Genomic DNA, 16113 nt, shown 5'->3' with positions numbered 1-16113 from the left:
GCAAAGCGTGCAAATCTACCCCAAGTCGGCGCCCCCGCCCCCGGTGGGGGTTTGAGGTGTGATGCCACTCTACAACCGCGCACGGGCGCGCAGCGCCTAGTGCAGCAGGCCACCGAGCTTGGCGGCCAGGACGTCCCAGCGCCACTGCTCCGAGACCCATTGCCGCCCGGCGGCACCCATCTCGGCCGCGCGGTCCGGGTCGGCGAGCACCGAGACCACCGATTCGGCGACCGCGGCGACCTTGCGGCCGTCGACCACGTGCCCGGTCTCGCCCTCCCGCACCGTCTCCGGCGCGCCTCCCGAATTGCCCGCGATCACCGGAACACCGGTGGCCGACGCCTCCAGGAACACGATCCCGAGGCCCTCGACGTCCAGTCCGGCCCCGCGGGTGCGGCACGGCATCGCGAACACGTCGGCGATGGTGTGGTGTGCGGCCAGTTCCGCGGCCGGCACGCCGCCGGTGAACACGACGTGGTCCGCGACGCCCACCTTGACCGCCAGTCGGCGCAACGCCTCCTCGTACGGCCCGCCCCCGACGATCACCAGCACGGCGCCGTCGATCGAGGCGCGGATCCGCGGGAGCGCCTTGATCAGCACGTCCTGGCCCTTGCGCGGGACCAGCCGGGACAGGCACAGGACGGTCGGCCGGTCCCCCAGCCCGTAGCGGGCACGCAGCTCGGCGCGGGCCGCCGGATCAGGCCGGAACACGTCCGTGTCGACGCCCGGCGGCAGGTGTTCGAGCGCGGCGTTCGCGCCGAAGGCCGCCGCGAATCGGCGTCGGGTGTACTTGCTGACGAAGGTCACCGTGTCCGTGGTGTTCCCGATCCGACGCAGCGACTGACGGGCGCCGGGCAGCATGGACCAGCCGACCTCGTGGCCGTGCGTGCTCGCCACGATCCGCTCGGCCCCGGCTCGGCGCAGGGTGGGCGCGAGCAGCGCCAGGGGTGCCGCGGCGCCGAACCACACGCTGTCGCACTCACGCGAGCGCACCAGCTTCGCGGCCCGCCGGGCCACCAGCGGCGTCGGCAGCATCAGCGTGGTGGGATGCCGGACCACCTCGAACGACTGCCGGGCATCGAACTTGGCGTGGCTGTCACCGCGCCAACGCGGGGCGTAGACCACCAGCTCGTCCGAGGGCAGTGCATTCGCGAACGACTGCAGGTAGGACTGGATACCTCCCGGTCGGGGCGGAAAGTCATTCGTCACCAACAGGGTTCGGCGCATGGTTCCACCGTAGGGGTTGGCCCGCCACGCCCGGCCGCCAGGGTCGACGCGTCCGCACGCAGGCCCCGAGATGATCGGGCGTGCCGTCACTGCAGGTGGGCGACCATCCACGAGCCCCACTGCGCGATCAGTTCGTGCTGCGACAGGCCCAGGATCTCGTCGAGTCGTGCATCGAGGCCGGCCGGGTCGACCGGTCCGGCGGCGAGCGCGTGGTAGAGCTCACGCAACCGGTCCTCACCGAAACGGTCCGCCACGAACGCGTTGACCGACCACGCCAGCTCGTACGCCACCAGCGACCGTTCCCCGCCCGCGGCGAAGTCCGCATCGGAGGGCAGCCGCACGGGCGGACCGTGCACCGCGACCGCGGCGGCCACGGTCGGTGCGCCCGCCGCGACGGTGATCCCCGAGCCGCGGTGGCCGGAGTAGTCGGCGAAACCCTCGAGCATCCACAGCGGCGAACCGTCGGTGGTGGCCCTGCGCGTCGCGATGTGGGTGAGCTCGTGCCGCAGCACGGACCGCCTGGTGTCCGCGTTGAGCCGCTCGGCCGAGGCCGGACTGAACACGACCCGCTGTCCGGTCACCACGCTCGCGCCCGGCGCGAGCGTGTCCGACACCGCGACCGCGGCGATGTCGGAGCCGCTGTGCACCGAACCCACCTGCTCGCTGAACTCGTCCTGACTCGACGCGACCATCACCACCGCGCGGCGGGACCACTGATCGCCCCACAGGTCGGTCACCGCGGGCACCGCGGTGCGCAACTCCTCGGCGAGCTCGTCGATCCACTGCGTCTGGTCCGGGTGGCCGAGCACCACCGAGGTGTGCGAGTCGGTGTCCACCTTTCGCGCGATCACCGGGCCGAAATCCCAAGGCCCCCGCCACGTCTGGCGCCCGTACTCGGGCAGGGCGCGGTCCGAGACGAGCTTCCAGACGTCGCCGCGACGGGCGACGACCAGCGAGACCGGCTTGCGGGTGGAGCCGGGATCGGCGCCCTCGATCGCGTACCGCAGGTACACCGGGGGTGCCCACACGTCGGTCGCACCGAGCTGTTCGGCGAGGTCGGTCGGCACCGGCGTCTCGGGGTCGTTGCCGATCTCGTAGCCCCAGTCCGCCAACGGCACCCCGGACAGGTTGTGCATGCGCGCCGTCTCGGCGTCGAGAAATCCCGGCACCGCACCCTGGTCGAACAGCGAGGTCAGGGCCGCGGCGTCACCGTCGCGCACCGCCCCGGCCCACCGGTCGAGCAGGTCCTGCACGCCCGAGCGGCGCGCCTGCTCGAACGGGTTGACGACCGTCGGGGTCGCGGACGTGCCCGGCTGCCCGCCGCCCGGCTCGTGCGAGTGCAGCGCGAGCGCACCGGCCGCGGCAACGGCGCACAGCAGCCCGGCCAGGGCCACCGCCTCCCAGGGACGGATCCGACGTCGCGGCGGCCGCGACGGGATCTCCGGCTCGGCGTTCAGTACCGTCTGGCGCCGTAGAACGGGTACGCATCCACCGGCGCCACCTTGACCGGGACCCCGAACGTGGACGCGTGCACGATGTTTCCGTTGCCGACGTACATGCCCACGTGCGAGGCGTCCGAGTAGAACAACACCAGGTCGCCGGGCTGCAGTTCCGACTTCTGCACCGGGATGCCGCTGGCGGCCTGGGCCTGGCTGGACCGCGGCAGCACCTTGCCGATCTGCTTGTACGCCCACACCATCAGGCCCGAGCAGTCGTAGCCGTCGGGTCCGGTGGCTCCCCACACGTACGGCTTGCCGATCTGCGTCATCGCGGCCTGCACCGCGCCGTTGTTCGCACCGGGCACCAGCGCCTTGAGGATCGTCGCGGAGTCGAGTCCGGGCGGGAACGACGAGCCGCTGAGCGACGAGCGCTCCGAGTTGGTGAGCGCGCCGAACGCCTGTGTCACCTGCGCGATCTGCGCCTGCAGGTCGCTCTGGGTGCGCTGCAGACCGTCGCTGATCGACTTCGCCTGCTCGGTCGCCGTGCGCGCGGCGTCGGCCGACTCTCGCGACGCCTTCTCGGCGGTCGCGGCCTGGTCGGTGGCCTCCTTGAACTGGCCGACCTGGGCGGCGGTGTCGGCGGAGAGGACGCTCAAGGCGGACATCTGGTCGAGGAGTTGCTGCGGCGAGTCGGACACCATCACCGCGAACAGTCGGTTGACCCGACCGCCCTGGTAGTTGGCGGCGGTCAACTTGTCGACGGCGGGCTGGAACTGCGCGACCTTCGCCCGGGCGGCGTCGAGCACGCCCTGGTCGGCGAGGTGCCGGGCCTCGGCGTCCCGCTGGACGGCGACCTTGGAGTCGAGGTCGATCTGCGCGTTGTGCATCGCCTCGGTGGTCTGCTCGGACTTGCGGGAGAGGTCGGAGAGCTTCTCGAGGGCAGTGGTCGGGCTGTCGGGTGCCGGGTCCGCTCCCGCGGTGCCCGTGGCGGCCGCGACCAACGCGATGGACAACACGCCGGTCACAAGGGCTCCGCCCCTGGACCGCCTCGATCTGTGTGACGCCACGAAGACTCGTACTCCTTCTTCCGCTGTTGCTGCCGACCCGGCCGGCTGCCCGGTGGCTCCACGGTGGATCCACCCGATGCAGTGCTGGGTTCTCGGTGCGGCCCCGTGTTCGACGCGGGGCCCGCTCTGGCGGCGACCCCCGCTCCCGCTCCGGTCGGAACTGGAGGTTCGGAAGGTCTCGACCAGGTTACGGAATGGCATACGGCGGTGTCCACCCACGCGGACACCCGATTCTCGACCCGATCGACATACCGGACAGACCCGGCCGGCGGATGCACGAGGGGCCCCGATCCGCATCGGATCGGGGCCCCTCGTTCGCTCGAAGTTGCGGCGCGCTCAGTAGCGGCGAGCGCCGTCCATCGGCATGGAGGCGATCGGGGCGCGCTTGACCGGCGTACCGGAGGTCGCGGCGTGGATGACCTCACCGTTGCCGGCGTAGATGCCCGAGTGCGACCCGCCGTAGAAGGAGACGACGTCACCGACCTGCAGGGCGGAAGTCGAGACCGGGGTGCCCGCGGCGGCCTGGTCGTAGCTCGTGCGCGGCAGGTTGAGGCCTGCCTGCTTGAAGGCCCACTGGACGAGGCCGGAGCAGTCGAAGGCGTCGGGACCGGCGGCGCCCCACACGTAGGGGGCCCCGATCTTGCTGGCGGCGGCCTGAACGGCCTTCTCACCTGCGGTGACGACCGGCGCGGGGGCCGGAAGGGCAGGCGCCCCGGGCAGCCCGGGCAGGGCGGGAAGCTGGATGGTCTGGGCGGGAACACCCGGGATGTCGAAGGTGCCGACGCCGGGGACCGTGACCGGCTCGGCGAGCGCCGGAGCCGCAGTGACGGTGATCGCGCCGAGCGTCATGGCGCTGGCGACGACGATCCGTCGCATCGAGCGCTTGGAGCTGAGTGTTGCCACGAAAGGGAGGGCCTTTCTTCCATTCCTCCGCCGACCGAGTTAGCTGACGGGTTCGGGCTGGGAAGATCAGCCCTACCCGGCGGCACGCGTGCTGCGTTCCGTCGGGATTCACCCCAGTGGAAACTTGGGTCCCCGGCACGATCCCCTCGCGGGAAATCGATTAGGCGGTACCTGACGATGCTCCGCCGGTGTGGCGAGGCAAGACTCCGTTAGGTCTCAGGAAGATTACGAAAGCCCACTCACCGTGTCGACTCGTCGACCCCGGAAAGCCGGACAATTCACCCAGATCGGGCCTCGCGGCCCGGCTACGCCACTCCCGTGTCACGGCCAGATAACGACCGACCAGTCTGTGTCTCGTCCACGGCCCGCACCAGCCTCAGTCGCGGCACCATCCCGGCCGCCGCGAGAACCTCGATCGCGCGTCGTTCGTCCTGCTCAATACTCGTCCGGGAGGAACGCCCTGCGGCCGAGGGCGACCCGCCCGGGGCGACACCGGGCCGGTCGAGCAGGACGGTCACCACACACTCGCCGCACGCGAGACCCCGAACCGCGCAATCACTGCAATCCACAATCACTGTGACCCTCGTCTCTTTCGCTGGTTCCGGGCGTTTCGCAGGCCCTCGGGACGGAAAGTAGCCAGGGGGTCCGACACGTCGATCCCGCCGAACCGCCGGATCCGCGACCTGTCGGTACCGGCACCTAGCCTCGGACCGGTGAGTCACCAGAGCGCAGCCGCCCGCCAGCTGACATTCGACGAGCTGGACACCCCGTTGCGCGAGACCACGTTCGTCGTCGTCGACCTCGAGACGACGGGCAGTCGTTCCGGCGAGGACGCGATCACCGAGATCGGCGCGGTCAAGATCCGCGGCGGCGAGGTCCTCGGCGAGCTCGCCACCCTGGTCGACCCGGGCCGGACCATGCCGCCGTTCATCGTCGAACTCACCGGGATCACCTCCGCGATGCTCGTCGGCGCGCCGCGGATCGAGCGCGTGCTGCCGAGCTTCCTCGAGTTCGCTCGCGGAGCGGTGCTCGTCGCGCACAACGCACCGTTCGATATCGGGTTCCTCAAGGCCGCCGCCGCCCAGTGCGATCTCCGCTGGCCGCCGTTCCAGGTGCTGTGCACGGTCAAGCTGGCCCGCCGCGTGCTCTCCCGCGAGGAGGCGCCCTCGGTCAAGCTCTCCGCCCTCGCATCCCTGTTCGCGGTGAGCACCCGTCCCACCCACCGCGCACTCGACGACGCCCGGGCCACCGTGGACGTGCTGCACGGCCTCTTCGAGCGGGTCGGCAACCTCGGCGTGCACAGCTATCCGGAACTCGTCGACTACCTCCCCAACGTCTCCGCGGCACAGCGCGGCAAACGCGGCCTGGCCGCCCACCTGCCCCGCACCCCGGGCGTCTACCTGTTCCGCGGCCCGTCCGACGAGGTGCTCTACGTCGGCACGGCGGTCAACCTCCAGCGGCGGGTCCGGGGCTACTTCACCGGTTCCGAGACCCGCGCACGCATGAAGGAGATGGTCGCGCTCGCCACCCGCGTCGACCATGTCGAGTGTGCGCACGGGCTCGAGGCCGCCGTGCGCGAATTACGGCTGCTGGCCGCACACGCGCCGCCGTACAACCGTCGGTCGAAGTTCCCGCGCCGGGCCTGGTGGATCACCACCACCGACGAGCCGTTCCCCAGGCTGTCGGTGACCCGGCGGTCCGCGCCCGACGCGCTCGGGCCTTTCGGCAACCGCACCGACGCCGCCGACGTCGCGGCGACGCTCACCGAGGTGTGCCGAATCCGGAGTTGTACCAAGAAGATCCGCAACGACCAGCAGCACGGACCGGACTGCCCCGCGACGGCGGTCGGCGGCTGCCCGGCGGGGAGCGACCCGCAGGGCCCCGACGAGTACGGCCGCGCCGTGGAGGCCGCACGCCGGCTGATCCGCGGCGCCGACGACGCGCCACTGCACCGGCTGCGCGGGCGCATCGACGAACTCGCGGCCGCCGAACTGTTCGAGAACGCGGCCCGGTTGCGCGACCGGACCGCGGCGCTCGCCACCGCCCTGCGGCGCGCGCAACGGCTCACCAGTGTCGCCGCGATCGACGAACTGGTCGCCGCGCGCCCACGCGACGGCGGCGGCTGGGAATTCGCGGTGATCCGGGCCGGACGCCTCGCCTCGGCCGGCGTGGCGGCCCGGGGGGTGCCACCGATGCCGGTCGTCGACGCACTCACCCTCGCCGCGGAGACGGTCATCGACGAGCCGTCGCCACTGCGGGGCGCGATGGCCGGCGAGGTCGGCCTCCTCGCGAGCTGGCTGGACTCGCCCGGAGTACGGATCGTGCGCGCGAGCGCCGGCTACGCCGAACCGAGCCGCGGGGCAGGTGCGTGGCTGCAGTGGTGCACGCTCGCCCGCGCCGCCAGCCTAGGCTGAGGCACGCGAGCGGAGCCCGCGGAGCGATCCGGAGGCTGCGAGCGGAGCCCCCAGGAGCGACCGGGAGGCTCACCCCACCGTTGTACAAGGAGCGAGATGATCAACGCCATCGTCCTCATTCATGCCGAGGCCAGCAGGATCCCGGAAACGGCGCAGGCCGTCGCAGACATCGCGGGTGTCTCCGAGGTGTATTCGTGTGCGGGCGACGTCGACCTGATCGCCATCGTGAAGGTTCGCGACCACGAGCAGATCGCCGAGGTCGTGACCGGCGCGATCAACAAGGTGGACGGCGTCGTGCAGACCACGACGCACATCGCGTTCCGGTCCTACGCGAGCGCGGACGTCGAGGCGGCGTTCTCCATCGGCGAGTAAGTACGCCGGACGGCGTCAGCCCGCCAGCGACGCGCTGACCGCAACCCAGCGGTCGAGCAACGCGGCGGCTGCGCCGCTGTCGATGGCCTGCACCGCCCTCTCCAGTCCGTCCCGGAGGGCGCCGTCGAGGCTCGTCTCCAGTCCGCTGTACGCCGCGATCGCGCCCGCCGCGTTCAACACCACCGCGTCGTGCACGGCGCCGCGCTCGCCGCCGAGGACGGCGCGGGCGATGGTCGCGTTGGCCTCGGCGTCCCCGCCGCGCAGCGCTTCGATCGGTACCCGCTCGATCCCCAACTCGGTCGGGTCGATGCGGTCCTCGCGGACCCGACCGCCCGAGACGACGAACGCGGTGCTCGTGGTCGAGGTGGTGATCTCGTCGAGACCGTCGTCGCCGCGCACCACCAGTGCCGACACCCCGCGACCGGCGAGGACGCCCGCGACCACCGGCTGCAGGTCGGTGAACGCGCAGCCGATCAGCCCCGCCGTGGGTCGTGCGGGGTTGGTCAGTGGCCCGAGCACGTTGAACACGGTCGGTATGCCGATCTCCTTGCGCGCCGCCGCGGTGAACCGGAACGCCGGGTGGAACGTCGGCGCGAAACAGAAGCCGATGCCGACTTCGCGCACGCACTGAGCGACCGCGTCGGGACTCAGGTTGATCCGCACGCCGAGCGCCTCGAGCACGTCGGCGCCGCCGCTCTTCGACGAGGCCGCGCGGTTGCCGTGCTTGACGACGCGGACTCCGGCGGCCGCGACCACCACCGAGGCCATGGTCGAGATGTTGACGGTCTGCTGGCGGTCGCCGCCGGTGCCGACCACGTCGACGGCGTCACCGTCGAGGTCGATGGTGCGGGCGTGCGCGAGCATCGAGTCGGCGATGCCGGTCACCTCGGCCGGCGTGGCACCCTTCATCTTCAGCGCGATGCCGAAGGCCGCGATCTGGGCGGACGTCGCGTTGTCCGACATGATCTCGTTCATCGCCCACGAGGTCGTCGCGGAATCGAGATCCCGGCCGTCCGTCAGCGCGCCGAGAACCTCAGGCCAACTCCCCATGCAACTGCCTCTTCCGTCGCCGCCAGCACAATCGAAGTAGCAGCTTAGTCAGTGTCGGCAACCCGATAACGCGGCGGCTGCAGCGCATCCCACCCGAGCACCCGCCCGCCGCCACGCTGCGCCAGCCCCGCCATCCGGGAGCGCTCCTGCGAGCAGTGCAGTGCATCGAGGACCTGGGTCCGCTGCAGCACCAGCGCCACCAGACCCTCGTCTGCGGGGGCCGCGACTTCCCCGGCAGGCGCGTCGGTCGGCGCAACCGTGTAGTCGTCCTGGGCGGCGATCTCCACGGCCCAGGACACCCGGTCCGCCGGCAGCACGAGGTGGTGCCGCAGGACCGCCTCGGCGTCGGCGATCCAGGCGGGCTCCGACGCCGACGCACGGTCGAGCGCGGCGCTGCACGACTCGACGTCGTCGAAGCCCGATGCGACCACCACCAGATCGGCCCGCTCGCGTTCGAGCGGGGCGGGTCGACGACGCCCGAACAGCTTGCGCCACCACTGCACTCGTTGCATCTGCCCACCCTCGCACGAGCGCCGACCTGCACAATCGGCAGGCACAGGCATACTGGTCGTGCGCCGCGACGCGCCCAGGGCGGACCCGGGTGGCCGTCTCGTACGACAGCGCGTCATACTTCTGTCTGTGACGAGCGCAGTAGGGACCCAAGGATCCGCAATCACCCAGCGCGTGCACTCGCTGAACCGGCCGAACATGGTCAGCGTCGGCACCATTGTCTGGCTGTCCAGCGAGTTGATGTTCTTCGCTGGTTTGTTCGCGATGTATTTTGTCGCGCGCGCGCAGGCGCACGGCAATTGGCCGCCGGAACCCACCGAGTTGAACCTGGCCCTCGCGGTGCCGGTCACCGCGGTGCTGGTGGCCTCGTCGTTCACCTGCCAGATGGGCGTTTTCGCCGCTGAGCGTGGCGACGTCTTCGGCCTCCGCCGGTGGTACACCATCACCCTGATCATGGGCGCGTTCTTCGTCGCCGGCCAGGGCTACGAGTACTACCACCTGGTGCACGAGGGCACCACGCTGTCGAGCAGCTCGTACGGCTCGGTCTTCTACATGACGACCGGCTTCCACGGCCTGCACGTCATCGGCGGTCTCATCGCCTTCATCTTCCTGATCGCGCGCACCAAGGTCAGCAAGTTCACCCCGGCGCAGGCAACCGCGGCAATTGTTGTCTCCTACTACTGGCACTTCGTCGACATCGTGTGGATCGGCCTGTTCGCCACCATCTATTTCATCCGTTAGAAGCTGAACGCAGTACCCAGCCCAAGCCCGTTCAGTCCGTCCCGCGAGACCAAAGGGATACAGATGAGTTCATCCCCCCCTTCAGCAGCCGCCGACAGCGCGACTGCCTCGAAAGCCCGTCGTCAGCGAAAGATCCGTCGGCGCGTCACCGGCGCCCTGGTCCTGATGATGGGACTTGTCGGTGCAGGCTTCCTCGCCTCGGCCCTGACTCCGACTCCGCAGGTCGCCACCGCGTCCGACGACTCGGCAGCGCTGATCCGCGAGGGCAAGCAGCTCTACGACACCTCCTGCATCACCTGCCACGGCGCGAACCTGCAGGGTGTGCAGGACCGTGGTCCCAGCCTCATCGGCGTCGGCGAGGCCGCGGTCTACTTCCAGGTCTCCTCCGGCCGCATGCCCGCGGCCCGCAACGAGGCCCAGATCGTGCGCAAGGATCCGAAGTTCGACGACAAGCAGATCGACGCACTCGGCGCCTACGTGCAGGCCAACGGCGGTGGACCGACCCTGGTCCGTGACGCGAACGGCGAGCTCGCCAGCAGCTCCCTCCGCGGCGACGACGTCGCCCGCGGCAGCGAGCTGTTCCGCCTGAACTGCGCCTCCTGCCACAACTTCACCGGCAAGGGCGGCGCGCTGTCCTCCGGCAAGTTCGCACCGCCGCTCGAGCCGGCCAGTGAGCAGCAGATCTACCAGGCCATGGCGACCGGACCCCAGAACATGCCCAAGTTCTCCGACCGTCAGCTGAGCCCGGAGGAGAAGCGGGACATCATCGCCTACGTCAAGTCCTCGACCGAGACGAAGAACCCCGGCGGCTACGGCCTCGGCGGCTTCGGACCCGGCCCCGAGGGCCTGGCCATGTGGGTCATCGGAATCGTTGCCGTTGTCGGCGCAGCACTGTGGATCGGAGCAAGGTCATGAGCGACGCCGGTCACGGCGACACGCCGAAGAAGTACACCGAGGAGGAGCTCGCGGCGATGAGCCGCGACGAGCTCGTCGAACTCGGTACCAACCTCGACGGTGTCGATGTCGCGTTCCGCCGCGAGCGCTGGACGGTCGAGGGGACGAAGGCCGAGAAGCGCGCCGAGCGCAGCGTCGCCTTCTGGTTCGCCCTGGCGGGCGTGTCCGCCATCGCGTTCATCGCTATCTACCTCTTCTGGCCCTGGGAGTACAAGGGCATGGGCGAGGAGGGCTACAGCGCCTACAACCTGTACACCCCGCTGATCGGTCTGACCATGGGTCTGGCGATCCTCGGCCTGGGCGTCGGCGCGGTGAAGTTCACCAAGAAGTTCGTTCCCGAAGAGGTCTCGATCCAGGACCGCCACGACGGCGGCTCCGCCGAGGTGGACCGCAAGACCATCGTCGCCGAGCTCAGCGATTCGCTCGAGACCTCGACGATCGGTCGCCGCAAGCTGATCAAGCGCAGCCTCGGCTTCGGTGCCGGCGCGCTGGGCATCATGGCGATCATGCCGCTGGGCGGCATGATCAAGAACCCGTGGGCCAAGGGCGACAAGTCCGACCTGTGGACCTCGGGCTGGACCCCGAACTTCCCCGGCGAGACCATCTACCTGCGTCGCAACACCGGCCGCCCCGAGGACATCGTCCTGGTGCGGCCCGAGGATCTCGACGCCGGCGCGATGGAGACGGTCTTCCCGTTCCGCGAGACCGAGCGGTTCGACGAGAAAGCCCTGTCGCACGCGCTCAAGCGCGCCGACAACCCGGTCATGCTCATCCGCCTGCGCACCGAGGACACCGCGCGCGCGGTTCGCCGCAAGGGCCAGGAGAGCTTCAACTTCGGCGACTACTGGGCGTACTCGAAGCTGTGCACCCACCTGGGCTGCCCGACCTCCCTGTACGAGCAGCAGACCAACCGGATCCTGTGCCCGTGCCACCAGTCGCAGTTCGACGCCCTGCAGTACGGAAAGCCGATTTTCGGTCCTGCCGCTCGCGCACTCCCGCAGTTGCCTATTACTGTCAACAAAGAGGGCTTCCTCGTCGCCAACGGTGACTTCATCGAGGCTCTCGGCCCCGGATTTTGGGAGCGTCGTTCATGACAACCACAGTTGGCGGCCAGTCCAAGGTCGCAGTCCACGCCGCGAAGGCGGGCGAGAACCTCGATTCGCGGTATCACCTCGCGTCCGGCATGCGGAAGCAGATCAACAAGGTCTTCCCGACCCACTGGTCCTTCATGCTCGGCGAGATCGCGCTCTACAGCTTCGTCATCCTGCTGATCTCGGGCGTGTACCTGACCCTGTTCTTCGACCCGTCGATGGCCGAGGTCGTCTACAACGGCGCGTACCAGCCGTTGCGCGGCGTCGAGATGTCGCGGGCCTACGAAACCGCTCTGAACCTGTCCTTCGAGGTCCGCGGCGGTCTGTTCGTCCGGCAGATCCATCACTGGGCCGCGCTGATGTTCGCCGCGTCGATCATCGTGCACCTGCTGCGCATCTTCTTCACCGGCGCGTTCCGGCGCCCGCGTGAGGCGAACTGGGTCATCGGCTGCCTGCTGCTGATCCTGGCGATGTTCGAGGGCTTCTTCGGTTACTCGCTCCCCGACGACCTGCTCTCCGGCACCGGTCTGCGCGCCGCGCTGTCCGGCATCACGCTGAGCATCCCGGTGATCGGTACCTGGATGCAGTGGCTGGTCTTCGACGGCGACTTCCCCGGTCAGCTGATCATCCCCCGCCTCTACGTCGCGCACGTGCTGCTGCTGCCCGGCATCATCCTGGCCCTGATCGGCGCCCACCTGGCGCTGGTCTGGTACCAGAAGCACACGCAGTTCCCGGGCACCGGCCGCACCGAGCAGAACGTCGTCGGCGTCCGCATCCTCCCGGTGTTCGCACTCAAGGGCGGCGCGTTCTTCGCGTTCACCTTCGGCATCCTCGCGGTGATGGGTGGCGTGCTGCAGATCAACCCGATCTGGAGCATCGGCCCGTACAACCCGTCCCAGGTCTCCGCCGGCAGCCAGCCCGACTTCTACATGATGTGGACCGACGGCCTGGCCCGACTGTGGCCCGCGTGGGAGATCTACCCGTTCGGCCGGTACACGGTGCCCGCGGTGTTCGCGGTCGCGATCATCATGGGCCTGGTGCTCACGGTGCTGATCACCTACCCGTGGATCGAGAAGAAGTTCACCAAGGACGACGCGCACCACAACCTGCTGCAGCGTCCGCGTGACGTGCCGGTGCGTACCTCGCTCGGTGTCATGGCGATCACCTTCTACGTGATCCTGACCGTCATGTGCGTCAACGACATCATCGCGTACAAGTTCGACATCTCGCTGAACGCGATGACCTGGATCGGTCGCATCGGCGTGGTCCTGCTCCCCCCGATCGCCTACTTCGCCACCTACCGGTTCTGCCTGGGCCTGCAGCGCAGCGACCGCGCGGTGCTCGAGCACGGCATCGAGACCGGCGTCATCAAGCGCCTCCCGCACGGCGAGTACGTCGAGGTGCACCAGCCGCTCGGACCCGTGGACGACCACGGCCACCCGATCCCGCTGGAGTACCAGGGCGCACCGGTTCCGAAGAAGATGAACAAGCTCGGATCCGCCGGCAAGCCCGGCTCGGGCAGCCTGCTCGTCGCCGACCCGAGCGACGAGGCCGCCGCGCTGCTGGCCTCCGAGCACGAGAAGGAGCACGAGCAGCTCGCGATCCTGCGGGACTACCAGGACAAGACGCACGGCCACGGCTCCTACGCCGACGGCCAGGCACCGTCGGAAGACGGCAAGCACTGAGTCCCGGCTAGCTCGACACAACGGCGAAGGCCCCGAACCCACTGGGTTCGGGGCCTTCGCCGTCCTCGCGGGGTCGGCGCCGTCGAGCTTGCGACGCTCACTCGCCCAGCAGCGGGTTCCCCCGGCTCGCCACGAACTCCTCCGCGGACTCGGCGAACGCCCGGATCCGACCGGTCTGGCCGGCCGCCCGCCAGATCAGCCGCCACTCGAAGTCGACGCCGTCGCTGATCGGCACGTACACCACGTCCGGGCGGGCGTCGTAGCGGCCGGCGTGGCTGGGCACCGGGAACACCCCCTGTCCCGCGCCGACCAGCGCCAGCATCTCCTGGACGGTGCCGAAGTCGGGCCCCCGTTCGACGGGGTGGCCGCTCGGCGTGGTCCGCGGCACCGCGGCCTCGTCCACCTCGTCGGGAATCCCGCGGGGCCGCAACACCTTCGCCGACGCCAGGTCGTCGAGCGTCACCGCATCGCGGCGCGCGAACGGGTGCCGGGCCGACACCGCCAGGGTCGGCGGTTCGCGCAGGAGCACGGGGCTCTGACTCAGGTCGCGGATGTGCCCGACGTCGGCCGCCGCGACCAGTCCGTCGATCTCGTCGGTCAGCAGCAACCCGACGCCGTCGCTGTAGTGACTCTCCCGTATCTGGACCCGGCAGCTCGGGTACCGCTCCTGGAAGGTGCCGGCGATCTCGAGGACGAACTGCCCGATCGCGGTACCCACGAAGCCCACCCGGAGCACGCCGTCCAGTCCTCTCCCGGCAGCGATCGCCCTGGCGATCCCCTCGCGGATCTGTTCGTCCGCGGGCCGCAGGTCCTGCTCGAGCCGCTTGCCGATCGGCGTCGGCGTCACCCGGCGGCTGGTCCGGTCGAAAAGCGGTGCACCGACACGACGTTCGAGCGCTTTGATGGTCTGGCTGACCCGCGCGGTGGACACGTGCAGGCGCTCCGCCGTGCGTCCGAAGTGCAACTCCTCGGCCAGCGTCAGAAAGATCTCGATGTCGCGCCGCTCCATGCGGCAACCCCCTTCGTATAGCCACAGGTTAACGATTCTTGCGCACATTGCCGTTGTTGGCGGCCTTCCCCTCGACGATCGTAAAGGGGACAACAGCTTTCGATCAGCAAGGAGAGCACGATGACCGTTCACACCCCCCAGCCCGCGACCCTCGTACTCGGCGGCACCGGCAAGACCGGCAGGCGCGTGGCACAGCGACTGACCGGCCTGGACCTCCCGGTCCGCATCGGCACCCGCTCCGGCGGCGTCCCGTTCGACTGGGAGGACCCCGAGACCTGGGGTCCCGCACTGACGGGCATGACGGCGGCATACGTCTCGTACTACCCGGACCTGGCCGCCCCCGGCGCGGTGGACGCCATCGCGGCGTTCTCCGAACTGGCGGTCGACCACGGCGTCCGGCGACTGGTGATGCTCTCCGGGCGGGGCGAGATCGAGGCACAGGCCTGCGAGAAGGCGCTCACCGACTCGGGAGCCGAGACCACCATCCTCCGCTCGAGCTGGTTCAGCCAGAACTTCAGCGAGAGCTACCTGCTCGATCCGATCCTCGCCGGACAGGTGTTCCTCCCGGCCGGAGACATCCCCGAGCCGTTCGTCGACGTCGAGGACATCGCGGACGTCGCGCTGGCCGCGCTCACCCAGCCCGGACACGCCGGCGCGATCTACGAGATCACCGGGCCCCGGGCGATCACCTTCGCCGAGGCCGTCGCCGCCATCGCCGCTGCCGCCGGCCGGTCGATCGACTACGTCCAGGTGCCCGCCGAGAGCTACGCCGCCGCGCTCGCCGCCGAGCAGGTGCCCGCCGACGTCGTCGACCTGCTGATGTACCTGTTCACCACCGTGCTGGACGGTCGCAACGTGAACCCGGGCGACGGGGTCCAGCGTGCGCTGGGCCGCGCGCCGAGGGACTTCACGGAGTACGCCTCGTCCACCGCCGGCACCGGCATCTGGAACGTGGGGTGACCGGGATGAACGCCAAGCTCCTCCAGACCATCACCCTGCTCGGCGCGGGCATCACCGCCGGACTCATGGCGGGACTGTTCGCCGCGTTCGCCTACGCGGTGATGCCGGGCCTCGGACGCACCGATGCCCGCACGTTCGTCGAGGCGATGCAGAAGATCAATGTCGCGATCCTGAACGGCTGGTTCATGGCCTGCTTCCTCGGCGGCCTGGTGCTGACCGTCGCGTCGCTGCTGCTGCATCTGCGCTCCGCGCGCGGCGCGCTGCCCTGGATCATCGTCGCGCTCGTGTTCTACGTCGCGATGCTCGTCATCACCGCGACCGTCAACGTGCCCCTGAACGACGAGCTGGCGGCCGCCGGTGAGCACATCGCGAACGCCGACCAGGTCCGTTCGCAGTTCGAGTCCCGATGGGTCACCTGGAACATCGCGCGGGCGGTGGTCAGCACCGTCGCCTTCGTGTCGCTCTCCTACGCCCTGGTGCTGCACGGGCGCGCCACCGCGCCGCAGGAACAGCCGCCGGTCGCGCAGGCCGCCTACACCGGTCCGATCACGTCGCCGCACGGATACCCGGCCGATCCCGTCGGCACCTGGCGACCCTGAACAGACGGCGAGGGCGCCGAACCCGATCGGGTTCGGCGCCCTCGCCGTGACAGATGGTCTAGCTCCTTATAAACAACAGACGCAGGCCACGACAA

At 69.9% G+C, this 16113-nt stretch carries 15 protein-coding genes and 1 riboswitch; of the genes, 8 read left to right on the top strand and 7 right to left on the bottom strand.

Going from position 1 to position 16113, the window contains the following annotated elements; all coding sequences use genetic code 11:
• Positions 1 to 96: 96 nt before the first annotated feature.
• The 4 genes from ACFVH2_RS13690 to ACFVH2_RS13675 form a co-directional block, all read right to left on the bottom strand.
• Positions 97 to 1224 (bottom strand): glycosyltransferase family 4 protein, encoded by a 1128-nt coding sequence (locus ACFVH2_RS13690; RefSeq protein ID WP_378428587.1) that lies wholly within the window; start codon positions 1222 to 1224, stop codon positions 97 to 99.
• Between the two features lie 86 nt (positions 1225 to 1310).
• A complete protein-coding gene (locus ACFVH2_RS13685; protein WP_378428614.1) occupies positions 1311 to 2681 on the bottom strand; it encodes a hypothetical protein in 1371 nt (456 codons plus the stop codon).
• Entirely contained in the window at positions 2678 to 3730 is a 1053-nt protein-coding gene (locus ACFVH2_RS13680; RefSeq protein ID WP_378428589.1) for an NlpC/P60 family protein, read from the bottom strand. Before ACFVH2_RS13680 ends, ACFVH2_RS13685 begins: the two co-directional genes overlap by 4 nt.
• Before the next feature lie 336 nt (positions 3731 to 4066).
• Complete coding sequence (locus ACFVH2_RS13675; RefSeq protein ID WP_378428591.1) at positions 4067 to 4633, bottom strand: NlpC/P60 family protein; 567 nt, start codon at positions 4631 to 4633, stop codon at positions 4067 to 4069.
• A gap of 12 nt (positions 4634 to 4645) precedes the next feature.
• A riboswitch (cyclic di-AMP (ydaO/yuaA leader) is annotated at positions 4646 to 4810 on the bottom strand.
• Positions 4811 to 5346: 536 nt separating this feature from the next.
• On the opposite strand from ACFVH2_RS13675, the gene ACFVH2_RS13670 reads away from it, so the two are divergent.
• Both ACFVH2_RS13670 and ACFVH2_RS13665 read left to right on the top strand, forming a co-directional pair.
• A complete protein-coding gene (locus ACFVH2_RS13670) occupies positions 5347 to 7047 on the top strand; it encodes a DEDD exonuclease domain-containing protein (protein ID WP_378428593.1) in 1701 nt (566 codons plus the stop codon).
• 96 nt (positions 7048 to 7143) lie between these two features.
• Entirely contained in the window at positions 7144 to 7419 is a 276-nt protein-coding gene (locus ACFVH2_RS13665) for an Lrp/AsnC family transcriptional regulator (RefSeq protein ID WP_378428595.1), read from the top strand.
• A gap of 15 nt (positions 7420 to 7434) precedes the next feature.
• Here the strand turns inward: ACFVH2_RS13665 and trpD are convergent, their stop codons facing one another.
• Positions 7435 to 8469, bottom strand: a complete 1035-nt coding sequence (gene trpD, locus ACFVH2_RS13660; RefSeq protein ID WP_378428597.1) for an anthranilate phosphoribosyltransferase — start codon at positions 8467 to 8469, stop codon at positions 7435 to 7437.
• Positions 8470 to 8513: 44 nt separating this feature from the next.
• Positions 8514 to 8981 carry a hypothetical protein gene (locus ACFVH2_RS13655; RefSeq protein ID WP_378428599.1) on the bottom strand — a complete coding sequence of 156 codons (468 nt, stop codon included), beginning with the start codon at positions 8979 to 8981 and terminating at the stop codon, positions 8514 to 8516.
• Positions 8982 to 9108: 127 nt separating this feature from the next.
• Between ACFVH2_RS13655 and ACFVH2_RS13650 the strand changes: the two genes are divergently transcribed.
• From ACFVH2_RS13650 to ACFVH2_RS13635, 4 genes are all read left to right on the top strand, one after another.
• Positions 9109 to 9720, top strand: a complete 612-nt coding sequence (locus ACFVH2_RS13650; RefSeq protein WP_378428601.1) for a heme-copper oxidase subunit III — start codon at positions 9109 to 9111, stop codon at positions 9718 to 9720.
• 63 nt (positions 9721 to 9783) lie between these two features.
• Positions 9784 to 10635 carry a c-type cytochrome gene (locus ACFVH2_RS13645; protein WP_378428603.1) on the top strand — a complete coding sequence of 284 codons (852 nt, stop codon included), beginning with the start codon at positions 9784 to 9786 and terminating at the stop codon, positions 10633 to 10635.
• The gene (locus tag ACFVH2_RS13640; protein ID WP_378428605.1) at positions 10632 to 11768 is read left to right on the top strand and encodes a ubiquinol-cytochrome c reductase iron-sulfur subunit; all 1137 of its coding nucleotides are present in this window, start codon (positions 10632 to 10634) and stop codon (positions 11766 to 11768) included. The genes ACFVH2_RS13645 and ACFVH2_RS13640 overlap by 4 nt, the downstream gene beginning before the upstream one ends.
• Positions 11765 to 13450 (top strand): cytochrome bc complex cytochrome b subunit, encoded by a 1686-nt coding sequence (locus tag ACFVH2_RS13635; RefSeq protein ID WP_378428607.1) that lies wholly within the window; start codon positions 11765 to 11767, stop codon positions 13448 to 13450. Before ACFVH2_RS13640 ends, ACFVH2_RS13635 begins: the two co-directional genes overlap by 4 nt.
• A 97-nt stretch (positions 13451 to 13547) precedes the next feature.
• On the opposite strand, the gene ACFVH2_RS13630 is transcribed toward ACFVH2_RS13635, so the two are convergent.
• The gene (locus tag ACFVH2_RS13630) at positions 13548 to 14459 is read right to left on the bottom strand and encodes a LysR family transcriptional regulator (protein ID WP_378428609.1); all 912 of its coding nucleotides are present in this window, start codon (positions 14457 to 14459) and stop codon (positions 13548 to 13550) included.
• 120 nt (positions 14460 to 14579) lie between these two features.
• On the opposite strand from ACFVH2_RS13630, the gene ACFVH2_RS13625 reads away from it, so the two are divergent.
• Together ACFVH2_RS13625 and ACFVH2_RS13620 are read left to right on the top strand one after the other, a co-directional pair.
• Positions 14580 to 15419 (top strand): NmrA family transcriptional regulator, encoded by an 840-nt coding sequence (locus ACFVH2_RS13625; protein WP_378428611.1) that lies wholly within the window; start codon positions 14580 to 14582, stop codon positions 15417 to 15419.
• A 5-nt stretch (positions 15420 to 15424) separates the two neighbouring features.
• The gene (locus tag ACFVH2_RS13620) at positions 15425 to 16018 is read left to right on the top strand and encodes a DUF1772 domain-containing protein (RefSeq protein ID WP_378428612.1); all 594 of its coding nucleotides are present in this window, start codon (positions 15425 to 15427) and stop codon (positions 16016 to 16018) included.
• The last annotated feature ends 95 nt before the right edge of the window (positions 16019 to 16113 follow it).

It is taken from the genome of Rhodococcus sp. NPDC127527, from assembly GCF_042672245.1.
Lineage (GTDB): Bacteria > Actinomycetota > Actinomycetes > Mycobacteriales > Mycobacteriaceae > Rhodococcus_G.
The sequence above is the reverse complement of the archived record's forward strand: the minus strand, read 5'-3'. Positions and strand labels throughout refer to the sequence as shown.

Excerpts from the sequence above, each read along its gene's own strand:
- ACFVH2_RS13690 (WP_378428587.1), bottom strand. The coding sequence starts at position 1,224 with ATGCGCCGAACCCTGTTGGTGACGAATGACTTTCCGCCCCGACCGGGA.
- ACFVH2_RS13665 (WP_378428595.1), top strand. The coding sequence starts at position 7,144 with ATGATCAACGCCATCGTCCTCATTCATGCCGAGGCCAGCAGGATCCCG.
- trpD (WP_378428597.1), bottom strand. The coding sequence starts at position 8,469 with ATGGGGAGTTGGCCTGAGGTTCTCGGCGCGCTGACGGACGGCCGGGAT.
- ACFVH2_RS13655 (WP_378428599.1), bottom strand. The coding sequence starts at position 8,981 with ATGCAACGAGTGCAGTGGTGGCGCAAGCTGTTCGGGCGTCGTCGACCC.
- ACFVH2_RS13645 (WP_378428603.1), top strand. The coding sequence starts at position 9,784 with ATGAGTTCATCCCCCCCTTCAGCAGCCGCCGACAGCGCGACTGCCTCG.
- ACFVH2_RS13640 (WP_378428605.1), top strand. The coding sequence starts at position 10,632 with ATGAGCGACGCCGGTCACGGCGACACGCCGAAGAAGTACACCGAGGAG.
- ACFVH2_RS13635 (WP_378428607.1), top strand. The coding sequence starts at position 11,765 with ATGACAACCACAGTTGGCGGCCAGTCCAAGGTCGCAGTCCACGCCGCG.
- ACFVH2_RS13630 (WP_378428609.1), bottom strand. The coding sequence starts at position 14,459 with ATGGAGCGGCGCGACATCGAGATCTTTCTGACGCTGGCCGAGGAGTTG.
- ACFVH2_RS13625 (WP_378428611.1), top strand. The coding sequence starts at position 14,580 with ATGACCGTTCACACCCCCCAGCCCGCGACCCTCGTACTCGGCGGCACC.
- ACFVH2_RS13620 (WP_378428612.1), top strand. The coding sequence starts at position 15,425 with ATGAACGCCAAGCTCCTCCAGACCATCACCCTGCTCGGCGCGGGCATC.